This is a genomic window from Leifsonia sp. TF02-11 (genome assembly GCF_017565305.1).
Classification (GTDB): Bacteria; Actinomycetota; Actinomycetes; order Actinomycetales; family Microbacteriaceae; genus Leifsonia.
The window spans coordinates 96,678-111,438 of sequence record NZ_JAGEKP010000007.1; the positions used below are offsets into that span (position 1 = coordinate 96,678).

The following is a 14,761-nucleotide window of genomic DNA, read 5'->3' on the forward strand; positions in this document are numbered from 1 at the left end:
TGTTTCTAGATCACAGTGCTAGAAGACGACCTCCACGCCATGGAAGGTGAGCATGTTCTTCGAAGACGAGCAGAAGGCGGCCGAGTGGCCTCGGGACATGGCCATCCGCGTCTCGGACGGTTCGAGCCTCCTCCCGCTGTTGTGGCTGAGGCATCACGCCATCGGCAATGCCGAGCCCTCGCTGCCGCCGGCCGCGCTCCCCGGTGAGCCGGTTTCATCAGCGGATGCAGTACTGGTTGGACGATGGGAGCAGCTCTGGAAGCGCGCTCTGGATCACGTGCGACTCGTCCAGGAGGTGGATCCTCGGTCGATGTCCGAGCGTTCTGACCTCTGGTCCATGCCGAGTATTTCTGCGCTCACCGACGCGGTCGACCTGGAGGTGAACACTGGTGTGAGTCTCTGGCGTGCGAGCCTGAACGCCGCCCCGGGCGCCGAGCGGGCAGTGACCGACAGCCTCCGTCTTGCGTGGGAACGGGGTTTGCGGGTCGTGCTCGAGCTCCCGTTGAGCGCTCCCTATGAAGCAAGACTGAGTGGTGCGAGTCTGGTCGTTTCGGCTGTGACGCGACGTGACAGGGGTCGATATTCGGATGCGTTGAAGAGGTTCTGACGTAGCGAAAGAGGAGCAGGCGCCATCGCGCTGACTGATGGCTCCAGCTCCTCTCGCGTTGGTCAGGAGTGGAAGTTCTCGCCTGGCGAGCCCGACACGCACACCGTCCCATTGTTCATGACGACATTGGAGCCGGGGAGGACGTTGGCGAAGTCGCCGCCGCCCGAGAATGACCAGCTGCTGCTCCAGGATGCTCCGCTCGGGCCGGTCCAGCTGAATGACGGGAGGCCGCTCCATCCCCATACCTGCACGGTCCAGCTCTTGGCGATTACCGGGCGAGGCACGACATAGCCGGTGGAGATGAAGCCCGAGTTTCCCTTCGAAACGGCGTTGATCCAGGAATTGCCACAGGGGCCCTCTACCCACGTCGTTCGGCTCTTTGCGGCGCTGCGCACAAGCTGCTGCTCGAACTCAATCGCGTCGTCGCTCACCGGGATCGACTGCTGGGTGCCATCGGCGTTGGTGACGATCGTGTAGCCGTTGGCCTCCGCCACGTCGAGATCGAACCCTGCTGGGACCATGGCCGCAGAGAAGTTGAGGGTCTCTGAGACCTCGGGTGCTTCAGCGGCGCCGGCGGCGACCGCCCCAGCAAGGGCGAGGGCGCAGCTCTGCAATACCGCGAGCCCTGCGCGGATCCCCATGCGCGTGGAGTTCATCATGAATCGTCCCTTTCGTCGTTGGAGGAAGACGTCAGCCCCTACATGCCTACAGTAACCAGATGAAATCTGCAATTTCAGGAGTTGGGACGCCCGATACTGCTAGGTTCTCGCCGCGGCGAAGTCGTTCGCCGGAACCCTCGTCTCCGGGCCCGAAGCCGACGACCATCCGCAGGTGCAGAGAGTCGAGGCGATCGTGCGACTGACCGCCCTGGCTGCGGCCAATGGCGTCTCGGCGGCGGGGGAGACCCTGACGGTGGTGGCGCTGATGCTGGTGCTGCAGGGACGGCCCGATGGGAGCTTCGCGGTCGCGGCTCTCGTGTTGTTGGGTCTCCTGCCGAGCGTGTTCCTCGGGCCGATGCTGGCGCCGCTGCTGGACAGGCTGGAGACCTCGGTCGTCCTGGTCGTCACGCTCGCATTCCGGTGCGTGGTCGGGGTGGCGTTGGCGTTCGCGGTCGACGTGCCGTGGATCCTCCTGCTCGTCGGAATCGGGAGCGTGGTGTCTGCGATAGATTCGCCTGCGCTGATGCTCCTGGTCCCGCCCGCACAGAAGCCGGGAGCGAACCCCGCCGTCGGGTACGCCCGGATGGACGCGTTCCGCAGCGTCGGCGTCTTGGTGGGGCCGGCGGCGGCCGGCCTCCTCGTCGACGTGCTCGGGATCCGGCTGGTGCTGCTGGTCGACGCGGCGACCTACGGGCTCATCGCCTCGGTGATCGCCGTGCTCGGCGTGCGTCGCCGACCGCCGGCGCAGAAGGCTCAGGCGCGTCCGTCGTGGTTCCGCCAGGTGCGGGTGGGGCCGGCGGCACTGCGCCAGAACCGGACGGTGGCGACGGCCGTGATCGCGTTGGCTGCGGCCATCCTCTTCACCTCCCTGATCACGGTCGCCGAAGTCGACTACGCCACGACTGTGCTGCAGGCACCTGCCGCGGTCTACGGGGCGTTGGTGAGTGTCCGAGCCGTCGGCCGGCTGGCCGCGGCCACGCTCGTCGCGCCGCGGCTTCCTGCACGGCTGCAGCCGGCAGCGCTCGGCGCCGGCGGCCTTCTGATGGGAATCGCGCTGCTGGCGCTGGGCCTGGCGCCGAGCATTCCGCTCGCGTTCGTCGGCCTCTTCCTCGTCGGCGCCGCGAACGCGCTCCAGTCGATCGCGATTCGCTCCATCGTCGTCGGCGCCGTCGAGACGGGGGAGCAGGGGCGCGCTTTCGCCGCGGTGATCGCCCTCAACAACGCGTCCACGATGGCCGGCACCGCGGCCGCCGCGCCCCTGGTCGCTCTCGCCGGCCCTGCGGCGACGCTCGCCATCGCCGGGGCCGGCACCCTCGCCGCCACCGTCCCGGCGCTCGGCGCGCTGCGCAGCCGCACGGTCACCGGGGCACCGGAGCAGAGTTGACCCCGCCTGCACACGGCCCGGGCAACCGGCGCACGCGTCAGCGCCCGGCGTCGCCGAGCCGTTGCGACCAGGCGACCTCGCGCTCGAGCTGGCCGGTCTCGACGAAAAGGCGGACCTGGTGCGCGTCCGGGAGGGCAGCAGCCAGCTCGTTTCGGTCGGCGCTGGTGAACCCCAGTTTCTGCCAGAACGGTCCGGATCGGCGCGAGAACAGCCAGGCTCGTGTCGCTCCCGCCGCACGCGCGTGATCCATCGCATTTCGAGCCAGTCGGGACCCGGTTCCGGCGGTGCGGTGTCGGGGTGCCACGGCGACGCTGCGGATCAGCGCGTGCCTGCGGTCCTCGCTCAGCTCGAATCCCGTGCTGCCGACGATCTCGCCGTCCGTGTCGCGTTCGATCCACAGCTGGACTGTCGGCTCCCCCAACCCGGCGAGCGTCAGATCGACGTCCCGCAGGAATCCGCGCAGATCATCGACGTCATCCAGGCTCGCGCGCACCACAGTCACAGACCGATTGTCCGACATCCGGCGCGCACCGACCACGCCGAGGCGCGTCACGTGGTCTCGCGCTGCACCAGTGTCGGCTTGAACAGGGTGCGATGGTGGGCGTGGTCGGGCTGCCCCTGCATCTCTTCGATGAGCAGGCGCATGGCCTCCATGCCCATCTCGCGCGTCGGCTGGCGCACCGAGGTGAGGGCGGGGGAGAGTGCCGCGGCGTAGGCGATGTCGTCGTACCCGATGATGGCGACGTCGCGCGGGGCGACCAGGCCGGCTTCGTGCACGGCTTGGAGGGCGCCCATCGCCATCACGTCGTTGGCGGCGAAGATGCCGTCGAACGGAGCTTCTCCGCTCGCGAGCAGCTCGGAGACGCAGGCGCGCGCCGCCGCGGCGGTGAACGCCTCCGCGTGGACGAGGTCGAGGAGGATGCCGGCAGCGCGCCCGCGACTCACTGCGCCGTCGATGCGCGCGTGGGCCTGGTGGATGCGCCGTGGACCGGTCACGATGAGGAGGCGCCGGCACCCGCGCTCGATCAGGTGGTTGACCGCGAGCTCCCCTCCGATCCGGTCGTCCACCGCGACGGAGCAGAACGATTCGAGGTCCGCGCCGTCGTCGATCAGCACCGAGGGGATGCCGCCCTCCCGGAGCTGGTCGAGGCGGGGGTGGATGTCGCCGATCGGGGCGAGGATCACACCGGACACGCGCTGCTCCTGGAAGAGATCCAGGTACCGGGCTTCGTTGTCCGCCTGCTCGCGGCTGTTGCCCAGCACGGTCGCGTAGCCGATCTCGGTGGCCACGGACTCGGCGCCGTCGACGAACTCGGTGAAGAACGGGTTGCCGATGTCGAGGACGAGCAGGCCGACCATGTCGGACTTGCCGACGCGGAGGGCGCGTGCCGAGGTGTTGCGGACGTAGCCGAGGTCGTCGATCGCCGTCCGCACGCGCTCGGCCGTCGCCTCCGCGAGCAGCTCCGGCTTATTGAAATAGTTTGAAACGGTCCCGACCGAGACGCCTGCGCGTTCCGCGACGGCTCCGATGCCGATAGTGGAAATCTGTTGCACCCCTCTCTTGGCCAGTCCTGGCGGGGCACTCTGAGCACATCCGCGCTTGACGTCTGACCAATCTAGCCATTATCGTGACTTGAATCCATTCAATGGAACATCGAATCACCCGAAGAATTCCCTTGCCGAAGAAGCTGAGGAGAGGCAATGAAGAAAACGCTCGTCGCAGCCATGGTCGCCGTCACCGCGGTGGCCCTCGCCGGATGCTCGTCCGGCCCGGCGGAGTCCGCCGTATCGACGGCCGCTCCCACCGGGACCATCCAGTTCCAGAGCTGGACCCCCACCCAGGAGACGTTCGACCAGATCTCCGCCGGATTCACGAAGGAGAACCCGAAGGCGAAGGTCACCGGAACGCTCTCGCCCTTCGAGGACTACCAGACCGCCCTTCAGACGCAGCTGCGCAGCGGCGGCGGCCCCGACGTCTTCGTCGTCCAGCCCGGCGCCATGCTCAACCAGTACCGCCAGTACATCGAGCCCGTCGACGCGTACGAGGCGGCGTTCGACGGCAAGGAGTGGGAATCCGCGTACAACGCCGGGCCGCTGAAGCGTTCGCAGGTGGGCGGCAAGACCTACGGACTCCCCGTCGGCTACGGCGTTGCGGGCTTCCTCTGGGTCAACAAGACCATCCTGAAGCAACAGGGCATCGCCGTCCCGAAGACGTATGCCGAGCTGAAGGCCGCGGCGGCGAAGCTCCACGACGCCGGCATCGCGCCCATCGCCTTCGGCGGCAAGGACACCTGGCAGGACGTCGACTACTTCCTCGCGACCGCCGCAGCCATTGACGCGAAGGCCACCTACGCCGCTCTCGACGGGTCGGGGAAGTGGACCGACCCGAGCATCGTTTCCGCGTTCGAGAAGTGGAAGGCCCTGTTCGCGGACGGCCTGACGCAGGAGGGCGCCGCAGGCGCGGCCACCTACACCGACACCTATGACCTGTTCACCAAGGGCAAGGCGGCGTTCTTCGCCAACGGCAGCTGGAACCTGGACATGTACAAGAACTCGCTCCCCCTCGTCTCGGGCTACGACATCGACGCGATCCCGCTCCCCGTGGACGGCGTGGCAGGCGGCGCGCCGGTCATCGGCGATGTGACCGGCATCGTCGTCGTCAACAAGAACAGCAAGAACAAGTCCGCCGCGTTCCAGCTCGCCCGCTACATGAGCCGCGGTGCCGGGGCGCAGACCCTGACCGACGCCGCCCTCGACTTCCCCGTCACGAAGAACGGGCCGACGCCGCAGGGTCTGCCCGAGCAGGCCTCGACCGCCCGCGCCTCGATCGAGTCGCTCATCGCCGACCACCTCGCCGGCTACCGCCAGGTGCCGTCGGCGTCGGTGAACACCGCGCTCGGCGATGCGCTCGTCGGCGTCATCAGCTCGGGACTCTCGCCGGCCGACGCGGCGAAGCGCGTGCAGGAGGCCGCCGACAACTCCTGAGCCGTCCGTGCAGGGCGGCGTGATCGACTCGCGACGCAATCGAAAGGAACACGAGCATGACCTCCCCGTCCACCATCCAGGCCGAGCGCCCCGGAGCGGCACCCGCGCGGCCGCCGGCGTCGGCGGCACGGCGTCGCAGACGCCCCACCGCCGACGCGGGGTGGCGGAAGGGGTGGCTGGGCCCGGCGCTGATCGTCCCCGCGATGCTGATCTTCCTGGTCTACATCGCCTACCCGGTCGTCGCGAACCTCGTGCTCAGCTTCTTCGGGAACAGCGACCTCGACCCCGCCCTGTCGTTCGTCGGCCTGAAGAACTACGAGTGGGTCGCGACAGCGCGTCCGTCGCTGCTCGCGTTCCGCAACGTGCTCGTGTTCGCCGTGCTGACCGTTCCGGTGCAGATGGTCCTCGGCCTCCTGTTCGCCGTCGCCCTGCAGGGCAAGGGGATCGTCCGCGGGATCCTGCGGACGCTCCTCTTCCTCCCCGTCGTGCTGACGCCGGTCGTCGTCGGCTACCTCTACGCCGACCTGCTCGAGGCGTCGAACGGTCCGGTCAACACCGCTCTCCGCAGTCTCGGTCTCGGCGTCGCGGCGCAGCAGTGGCTCTCCGACCCCGCGCTCGCCCTCCCGGTCGTCGCGTTCGTCAATGTGTGGATGTGGACGGGCTTCAGCATGGCGATCTACCAGGCGGCGCTGTCCGCGATCGACGACGAGGTTCTCGAGGCGGCCTCGCTCGACGGAGCCAACCGGTTCCAGAGTCTCTGGCACGTCCTCGTGCCCATGCTCCGACCCGCGCACTTCTCTCTGCTGATCCTGGGCGTGATCGGCACGCTCAAGACCTTCGACCTCGTGTACGTGCTCACCAGGGGCGGTCCGGACAACGCCAGCCAGGTCCCGACCACGCTCCTGTTCCAGACGCTGCTCGACGGCCGCGACGGCCGGGCCGCCGCCATCGGCACCGTCGTGTTCCTGCTCGCCATGATCTGCACGGCGTTCCAGCTGCGCCAGTACCTGAAGGGGGACCGCTCATGAAGGCGGGCCGGATCGCCGTGACGATCATGCTGTTCGTCACCATCGTGTGGATGCTGCCGCTGTACCGGCTCGTCTCCGTCTCCCTGTCCGGCGGCGGGGTCGCGAACTACGCCGCCGTCGTCGCCAAGGAGGGTATCGGGCGCTACCTGCTCAACAGCGCCGTCGTGACGGCGTTCACCGTCGTGCTCGTGCTCGCGCTGGCGTCCGTCGGAGCCTTCGCCTTCAGCAAGCTCCGCTTCCGCGGGAGGAACGTCGTCTACGGCCTCCTGCTCTCGGGCCTGATGATCCCGGTCGCGGCGATCCTGGTCCCGCTCAGCGGCATCCAGCAGGCGCTGGGGCTGTACAACACGTATCCCGGGCTGATCCTGCCGTACACGGCGCTCGCTCTGCCCTTCGCGCTCGTGATCCTGCGCGGGGCGTACGACGGGCTCCCCGACCAGCTGCTGGAGGCGGCGGTGGTGGACGGGGCCAGCACCTGGCGGGCGTTCCTGCGCGTGATGCTCCCTCTGACGACGCCGACGCTCGTCATGGTCGGGATCTGGACCTTCCTCAACTCGTGGAACGAGTTCCTTCTCGCACTGCTCTTCATGTCGGCCCCCGAGATGCGGACGGTGACGGTGGTGCCGGCCAGCTTCCAGCTGTCGTTCTTCGTCGACGTTCCGAAGATCTTCGCCGCGCTCGTGATCATCCAGCTCCCCGTGGTCCTGCTCTACGCCCTCCTGCAGGGCAAGTTCCAGCGCGGCCTGACGGCGGGAGCGGTCAAGTGACCCAGAAGGTCTGCTTCCTGCTCCGCATCGACCCGGCGGCGAGCGACGAATACGTGGAGCGGCACGACAGCATCTGGCCCGAGATGCTGGAGGCCCTGCACGAGAGCGGATACCGCAACTACTCGATGTTCCTCGACCCGACCGGGCTGCTCGTCGGCTACCTCGAGACGGACGACTTCGCCGTCAGTAGCAGCAGGATGGCCGCCCACCCGGTGCAGCAGCGCTGGAGCGATTCGATGGACGCGATGTTCCTCCCCGTCGACCCGGACCGCCCGGTCGGCGCCATCGCGCCGCTCCGGCACGTCTTCGACCTCGACCGGCAGCGGGCCGCGCACCCGGAGGGCGTCGCGTGATCGCGCGCTCTGTCCGCATCGCCGTCCTGGGGACGCCGTCGCAGCCGGAGACCGACTGGTCGGCCGCGCGCCTCCGCGATCTCCGACGGGACGGGTTCACCGACATCCAGGTGAACATCGCCTGGTCCTACCGGCCGGCCGATGAGGTGCTCACCCTCGAGGACCTCGTCGCGGTCGAAGGCGCTCCGGCGTCCGGAGGCCGCGACGGCGACGGCGGGCGCGCCCGACGCCTCGCGGCGGTCCGCACGCGAACCGAGGCGGCGCACGACGCCGGACTACGGACGCTCCTCCACGTCGGCCTGCCCTACCAGGGCCGCGCCGGCTTCGACGGCGAGGCCCTGCCGCAGTGCGTCTCCGACCCCGCGACCGCGGAGCGCTACGACGCCGCTCTCGGCGAGCTCGCCGACCGGTTGCCGGATCTCGACGACCTCCTGATCTACACGTACGACCAGGACGCCTGGCTGTGCAGCGAGTTCGGGGACTGCCCGCGCTGCTCCGGCGTGCCCCTCCACCGCCGCCTCCCGGCGTTCCTCGCGTCGCTCGCCACCCGGTGGCGCCGGCTCCGGCCGCACGGCCGGCTGTGGTGGGAGCCCTGGGAGCTCTCGGCCGGGCAGGCCCTCGCCTGCATCGACGCCCTCGCGGGCGTGCCGATCGGTCTCATGCTGCACAGCAACGTCGGCGAAGTCATCTCGACGGCCGCCGCCGACCGCTTCGTGCGGTCCGCCGTCGCCGGGGCGGCGCGCGGGGGCGTTCCCGTGGTCGTCGAGGTCTTCCTGTCGTCGTCGAACGAAGAGGTCGAGCCCTGGCGGCACCTGCCCGTCCCCGGAGTGACACTGCGGCAGCTCAGGGCGGTCGAGGCGCTCGACGGTGTCGCCGGGATCAAGGAGTACTTCGGGTTGCAGGCCGACCCGTTCGACGTGAACGCCCTCGCCGCGGCGGCGCACTTCGCCGATCCCGGCGCTGCCGACGACACGGTCCTCGAGCTGCTGGCCGCCCGGTTCGAGCGGCCCTGGCTGGCGCGGTTCTGGCGGCTCGCCTCGGAGGCCTACGAGCTCTACCCGTGGGACGCGTCGTGGTTCGTCCGCCAGCTGGGCCGGAGCGAGCCCGTGCACGCGCTGTCGGCGGCGACGGTCCGCGGCACTCAGACCGCGGCGTCCGAATGGGACACGCCGGCGTGGCGGTCCACTCGGCACGCGGTGTTCCAGCGCGTCGACGACAGCGAGCCGCACCCCTGGCTTCTCGAGGATGTGCAGCTGCGGTTCCAGGCCGCGGCCGACCGCATGACCGAAGCGCTCGCGGGGGTTCCCCACAGCAAAGCCGGCGGGGAGGCGACCGATCCGGACGACGCCGTGGCCGCTCACGTCCGCGCCCAGGTGAGCGAGGCCGAGGGGTTCGTCACCCGCACGACCGCCTACGCCTGTCACCTCAGGGCGACCGCGCTGGCGGCCCTGATGCGCTCGGCGCCACCGGAACGGATAGCGCCGCTGACGGAGGAGCTCCGAGCCGTCCTGCGCCGCGACGCCGACAACCAGGTCCGCGAGCTGCGCCGCCGCGCGGCCCGACCCGACGACGTGGCTCCGCCGTCGGCGCTGCAACTCGCCGAGCGCTGGGTGGTCCCCGCGCGGGACGACCTGAGCGAGATCGTCGCGGCGATCGCCCTGCTCGACGACGACCCTGTCGCGTTCCTCGACCGCTACCTGCTCCCGCAGCCCGGGACGGCCGACGCCGGCCAGTTCAGCGTCACGTCCCGCTGACCCGTCCATCACGTGCAAGGAGGCACACGATGAAGCACGCCGCACTGTTCACCGCGGGAGGGGTCGTGGCCGCAGCCGCGGTCGCGACCGCCGTCGCCCTCGTCGTCCCCGCTCTGGTCTCTGCTCCGCCGGTCCGGCTCGCCGCGCCCGTCGCGACCTCGACCCCGCATCCGACGAAGGTGCAGGCGGCTCCGGCGGTCCCGGCCGTCGCGACGGACCCGACGACGACGCCCGCGCCGACTCCTGCCCCGTCGGATCGGACATCGTCGCGGGGATCCGCGGCCCCCGCGCACGTTCAGCCGGCCGGCGGGGCAGTGGGCAGCTCACCGGGATCGGTCGACGTCGACCCCACCGCACGCACGCTGACGGTGAGCAGCCCGCGGGTGACCCTGGCGGTCGACTATTCGTCCGGTGTGCGCCTCACCTCGCTGTCCGTCGACGGACGCTCCGTGGCCGATGCGGCCGGTTCGACGCCATCCGCGTTCCGGCAGGCCGACGGCACCACGGTGACGAGTGCCGCGGCCACCGACGCCACGGCTTCAAGCGCGGGCGGAGCGACGACCCTCGCCTTCAGCGTTCCACTGGCCGCGGGAAGCGTCGCCGAGTCGTGGACCTTCGATGTCGTGGGCGCGAGCGTCCGCTGGTCGATCGCGCGGACCTACCATCTCGCCGGCGCGACAGCGTTGACTCCCACGACCGGCGCGATCACCTGGGGTGCGGACACCTGGGAGAACGTCCGTCGTCCCGCCGACGGCGGGAACATCCCGGTCGGCGGCGCCGCCCTCGACGCAGCCTCGGACGTGTTCACCGCGCACGACGCGCTCGGCCGCAACGGGATCCTGCTCGAGCGTGCGCCGAACCATGCCGTGTTCGACACCTCGCGACTCGTCTACCTGACCCACGGGTCCGCCGTCGGGCTGTCCGTGACGGCGTCCTCGACCGGCACCGTCGCGGCGCTGCTGGCCCGAGAAGGCACCCCCGCGGCTCGGGGCGGCCTCACCGGGGGCTGGCGTCTGACGTCCGGCGAGACCCCGTACGCCAACGGGAATCCGAAGGGATACAAGGGCCGATTCTCCGAGGTCGCCGGCCAGGAACTGCTCGCGCCGTCCACCTATTCGGACGGTGCGACCGAGCAGGCCGCCTTCACCGTCACCCCCGTGGCCACGGCCGACTACTACGGCTCGGACCAGCTCGCCGGATTCGACGACGCCGCGCTGCGGAACCTGATCGGCGACTTCGGCCGCACGATCGTGCAGGGCGCAACGATCGGAGCCAGCTCGGAGCGTTCCTTCCGTGCGGGCGAGGCCCCCGGCTTCACGTCACCGTGGAACGTGTGGTCGCTCGAGCTGCTGCAGGATCCCGGAGCCTTCGCCTCCATGCGCGGCCAGTTCGACGACATCTTCGCGGAGCCCAAACGCAACCCGGACGACATCAACGCCCCGGTCGGCGGCAGACTCGGCGGCCTGCAGGACACCACAGGACGCCTGCACTGCTGCGATCCCTACGGGAAGCTGCTCGACGACGCGCAACCCACGTACGAGACCACCGACAACACGCTCAATGCCGTGTTCTCCGTGGCGACGCTCTACAACCTCGACCCCGACAAGGCCTGGCTCAGCGGCCTGAAGGACTCCGTCCGGCTGGCGCTCGGCTACGCGGAGAACGACCTGCTGATCCGGTCGGGCCCGACGGCCGGCCTGTTCGCCAACGCCCGGTGCGCCGATCCGCAGAGCCCGACGGGATGCTTCACCGACTGGTCGGAGTGGAACGATCAGTACGACATCGGTCAGGTCAGCGCCTACCAGAACGTCTTCGCCTACGGCGCACTCACCCGCTGGGCGGAACTCGAACGGAACGTGCTGGGCGACACCGCCAGAGCCGACCACGACGACCAGCTGGCGGCGAATCTCAAAGCGGCATACAACCGCGCAGCCGCGGACGGAGGCTTCTGGTCGCCGGCGACCACGTCGTTCGCCTACACGCGTGACGCCTCCGGCGCGATCGCGAAGGACTGCTCCAACCTGTTCGCCAACGGCTACGCGTCGATGCTCGGTCTGGTCGACGGCCAACGAGAGCTCAGCTCGGCGCTCGCGGTCTCCGGCCGCTACGGCACACTGGAACAGACCGGCTATGTCTACGATCACGGCGCCCAGGGCGGCACGGACTTCACCTGGAAGCTCCCGGGATCCAGCGCCGCCGACTGCGCATCCGGCGAGAAGCTGGACGACGGCGTCACCCCGCGGATGTATTTCCCGTTCTTCGAGGACGGCGGTGTGCACCTCCTCAACGTCCAGGCGTACGCCCCGCTCGCGACCGCGACCGGGGACGCGAGCACACTCGTCGACCAGGCGCGCACCGTCGTCGAGCGCTATACGCAGGACGGCTTCCTCGGCTGGAGCAACATCCAACCAGACACCCTCCAACCGCGACGCGACATCTGGCAGGAACCGTTCATGGTCAACAATGTGCTCGGCGTCTGGCCGCTCTACCACGATGTGCTCGGTTTCCAGCCCGCCTACGACCGGCTGGACATCGCTCCCGCGATCGACGCCTCGCTCGTCGGCAGCCACGTCACCTACCGGCTCCGCGGAACGCAGGACGTCGCCGTCACCTACAACGGGGTCGCGGACTACACCGTGACGACCTCCGGAACGACGCCGATTCACGTGGGCTGGGCGCGCGTGGCCGGCGAGCAGTACACCGTGACGGTCGACGGGACGGCGCGCACGGTCACGGCGGGCGCCGACGGGATGGTGCGCGTCGACGGCCTGCCGAGCGGAACCCATCGGTACGCCCTCACCGGCGCGGCACCGCGGACGGAGGACGATACGGCCGTCCAGTTCTCGTCGCAGTGGTGGGCGGCGCCCGGCGACGGATTCCTCGGCGGGAGCCTGCGCGGCACCTCGGCGGCGGGGGCGACCGCCCGCGTCGACTTCACCGGCACCGGCATCGACGTCCTCGGCTCGGTGGGCGCGGACAAGGGACGGGCAGCGGTCTCGATCGACGGCCATGACCTCCCGGACGCCGACTGGTACTCCGCGACGTCGGCGAACGGGGCACGGACCGTCAGCGTCAGGGGTCTGGCGCCGGGCGCGCACGTGCTCACGCTGACCGTCCTCGGCACGCACTCCGCCGGAGCCCAGGGCGATCAGGTCACCGTCGATGCCGTCACCGTCATCGGGGGCGCCACCACCCCGCCCGATCCGGCGGCCGGTGCCGAGACGGCCGTCCCCGCGGCCCAGCTGACCTACTCCTCCGGTTGGTGGGCGGTCGGCGACCCGGCCTTCCGCTTCGGGCAGCTGCGCGGGAGTTCTCAGGCCGGCGCCTCCGCCGAGCTCACCTTCACCGGCACAGGGTTCGCGCTTTCCGGCTCCATCGGCGGGGACAAAGGCATCGCCGTCGTCACGGTCGACGGTGTCGAGGTCGGCCGCCCGGACTGGTACGCGGACACCCCGGCGAACCAGCGACGGGTCTTCGAGCTCGACGGCCTCGCGCCGGGCACGCACATCCTCCGCGTCGTGGTGGCGGGCGAGCACGGGTCAGCCTCGGTGGGCGACCAGGTCAATCTCGACGCGGTTCTCGTGCGCACGGGGACGTGAGTGCGTCGTGGCGAAGGGCGGGACGCCGCCGACGTCGCCCTGCCGACGGAGGAGGGGAGCGCTTCGCCGGCAGGGCACGCCACGTCGATCGCTCAGGAGCCGGGAGCGAACGGCGCAAGCGTGTCGGTCGCGAGCGCGGTGCGCACGCGGGCGAGGGCCGCGGGGTCCACGTTCACGATGGACTGCCCGTCGGCGGACGTCCCGGTGCCGGCGGTCGGCAGCGTGAAGGTGTGGATGGCCGACGCACCGGAGAGGCGCAGGCTCGCCGCGAGCGCGAGCATGCTCGGCAGATCGAAGGCGGAGTCGACGCTCACGGCGGATCCGGCGGCCCGGGCGAAGGTCAGCATCGCGGCCGGGTCGGTGAGCACCGCGCGATGGATGAGGGTCGTGGCGAACCCCACCAGCAACGCCTGCTGGTCGGCCACGCGCTGGTAGTCGGCCGTCGGGAACGCGTACCGTTCCCTGGCGAACGCCAGGGCCTGATCCCCGTCGAGGTGGTTCATCCCCGTGACGAAGGTGTAGTGCGGCGACTTGACCGTGGTGAAGGCGACGGGGCTGTCGACGTCGACGCCCCCGGCTAGCGCCGGGCCGGGTCCAGATTGACGCCGATGCCGGAGGTCAGCTGCGGCTCGTCGGAGTACATGAACAGCTCCGGGTTCAGCCACACCAGCTGGGTCTCGGTGAGGCCGAAGCGGCGCGACACCTGGTAGATCGTGTCGTACGGATTCGGGACGTAGTAGGCGAGCGTGCCGCCGTCGACGACGGTCCGGCCGTGCGCGTACGTCTGCACGCCGCCGTCCGCGACCGTGAGACCGGGGTACGCGGACGGCAGGCTCCAGGTGATCGCGGTCGCCGCCAGCACCCGCGCGTCGCCGGAGGGGGACTCCTGGAGCGAATGCAGGAACGTCGGATCCCCGGCGTACGGCGCGGCGAGCCCGAGCGTCAGGACCAGCTCGCCGGAGGCGTCCGTCCCGCTTCCGGTCGGTAGGAGCCCGAAGAAGGCGGCGTCCTGGATGTTCTCCGGCTTGCCGTCGCGTCGCTGTCCGGTCATCATGAGATCGAGTCCGGTCAGGTCGGTCGTCGCGGGGTCGTCCGGACGGATGTGCACTTCGATGTCGCGATCGGCGCCCACCACGATGCGGACCGCGCCGGTCACCGGACGGTCGGCGACCGGGTTCGCGATCGGCTCGTGGTCGACGACCCTGAGCTCGCCTGTGCCGATGGTCTGGCCGGCGACGAGCAGATTCGGCAGCTGCTGCTGGATCGAGGCCGGAGCGGCGCTCGACGTCGCATTCGGCGTCGGACTCCGGTGGGCCGCAGGCGCTGCCGCCGCGCACCCCGACACCAGCCCGACGACACCGATCACGACCACGGCCGCGGTGACGCGACCGACCCCCCGGAAGACCATGGCCCGACACTAACAAAACTCCGGGTGGCCCGTGTCGCCAGTCGGTGGTGCGAGAAGGGTGCATCCGTTGCCTTCGTAGCCGGAGAGGCCCACCTCTGCGCCGATCGGTGTCGATGTTCAAACGTTGTGTTACCCGTTGTTTCCCGCGCCCGCGACCGTCGTCGCCTCGGTCGCGATACTGGCACCATGACGGCGGTACGGAGCGCGTGGACGATCG

13 protein-coding genes are annotated in these 14,761 nt (G+C 70.1%); 8 read left to right on the forward strand and 5 right to left on the reverse strand.

Going from position 1 to position 14,761, the window contains the following annotated elements; all coding sequences use genetic code 11:
* Positions 1–52: 52 nt before the first annotated feature.
* Positions 53–607: a hypothetical protein gene (locus JNB50_RS10745; RefSeq protein WP_208040131.1), complete on the forward strand. Its 555-nt coding sequence runs from the start codon at positions 53–55 to the stop codon at positions 605–607.
* Between the two features lie 62 nt (positions 608–669).
* Here JNB50_RS10745 and JNB50_RS10750 read toward each other — a convergent pair whose 3' ends face one another.
* Positions 670–1,266: a hypothetical protein gene (locus JNB50_RS10750; RefSeq protein WP_208040132.1), complete on the reverse strand. Its 597-nt coding sequence runs from the start codon at positions 1,264–1,266 to the stop codon at positions 670–672.
* A 172-nt stretch (positions 1,267–1,438) separates the two neighbouring features.
* Between JNB50_RS10750 and JNB50_RS10755 the strand changes: the two genes are divergently transcribed.
* Positions 1,439–2,650, forward strand: coding sequence for an MFS transporter (locus tag JNB50_RS10755; protein WP_208040133.1), 1,212 nt, complete (start codon positions 1,439–1,441; stop codon positions 2,648–2,650).
* Positions 2,651–2,687: 37 nt separating this feature from the next.
* Here the strand turns inward: JNB50_RS10755 and JNB50_RS10760 are convergent, their stop codons facing one another.
* On the reverse strand, positions 2,688–3,152 hold the full coding sequence (locus JNB50_RS10760; protein WP_307794687.1) for a GNAT family N-acetyltransferase: 465 nt from the start codon (positions 3,150–3,152) through the stop codon (positions 2,688–2,690).
* 47 nt (positions 3,153–3,199) lie between these two features.
* Positions 3,200–4,204 carry a LacI family DNA-binding transcriptional regulator gene (locus JNB50_RS10765; RefSeq protein ID WP_208040135.1) on the reverse strand — a complete coding sequence of 335 codons (1,005 nt, stop codon included), beginning with the start codon at positions 4,202–4,204 and terminating at the stop codon, positions 3,200–3,202.
* Positions 4,205–4,351: 147 nt separating this feature from the next.
* Here JNB50_RS10765 and JNB50_RS10770 point away from each other — a divergent pair, with 147 nt between their 5' ends.
* The 6 genes from JNB50_RS10770 to JNB50_RS10795 are packed head-to-tail and all read left to right on the forward strand — an operon-like array spanning position 4,352 to position 13,136.
* The gene (locus tag JNB50_RS10770) at positions 4,352–5,635 is read left to right on the forward strand and encodes an ABC transporter substrate-binding protein (protein WP_208040136.1); all 1,284 of its coding nucleotides are present in this window, start codon (positions 4,352–4,354) and stop codon (positions 5,633–5,635) included.
* Between the two features lie 56 nt (positions 5,636–5,691).
* Positions 5,692–6,663: a carbohydrate ABC transporter permease gene (locus tag JNB50_RS10775; protein ID WP_208040137.1), complete on the forward strand. Its 972-nt coding sequence runs from the start codon at positions 5,692–5,694 to the stop codon at positions 6,661–6,663.
* Positions 6,660–7,430 (forward strand): carbohydrate ABC transporter permease, encoded by a 771-nt coding sequence (locus JNB50_RS10780; protein WP_208040138.1) that lies wholly within the window; start codon positions 6,660–6,662, stop codon positions 7,428–7,430. The genes JNB50_RS10775 and JNB50_RS10780 overlap by 4 nt, the downstream gene beginning before the upstream one ends.
* Complete coding sequence (locus tag JNB50_RS10785; RefSeq protein WP_208040139.1) at positions 7,427–7,783, forward strand: L-rhamnose mutarotase; 357 nt, start codon at positions 7,427–7,429, stop codon at positions 7,781–7,783. Before JNB50_RS10780 ends, JNB50_RS10785 begins: the two co-directional genes overlap by 4 nt.
* Entirely contained in the window at positions 7,780–9,537 is a 1,758-nt protein-coding gene (locus JNB50_RS10790; RefSeq protein WP_208040140.1) for a hypothetical protein, read from the forward strand. Before JNB50_RS10785 ends, JNB50_RS10790 begins: the two co-directional genes overlap by 4 nt.
* A 29-nt stretch (positions 9,538–9,566) precedes the next feature.
* Complete coding sequence (locus JNB50_RS10795; RefSeq protein WP_208040141.1) at positions 9,567–13,136, forward strand: hypothetical protein; 3,570 nt, start codon at positions 9,567–9,569, stop codon at positions 13,134–13,136.
* A gap of 92 nt (positions 13,137–13,228) precedes the next feature.
* Here the strand turns inward: JNB50_RS10795 and JNB50_RS25010 are convergent, their stop codons facing one another.
* Entirely contained in the window at positions 13,229–13,801 is a 573-nt protein-coding gene (locus tag JNB50_RS25010) for an LCP family protein (RefSeq protein WP_307794689.1), read from the reverse strand.
* Positions 13,714–14,544, reverse strand: a complete 831-nt coding sequence (locus tag JNB50_RS25015; protein WP_243768349.1) for a hypothetical protein — start codon at positions 14,542–14,544, stop codon at positions 13,714–13,716. Before JNB50_RS25015 ends, JNB50_RS25010 begins: the two co-directional genes overlap by 88 nt.
* Between the last annotated feature and the right edge of the window lie 217 nt (positions 14,545–14,761).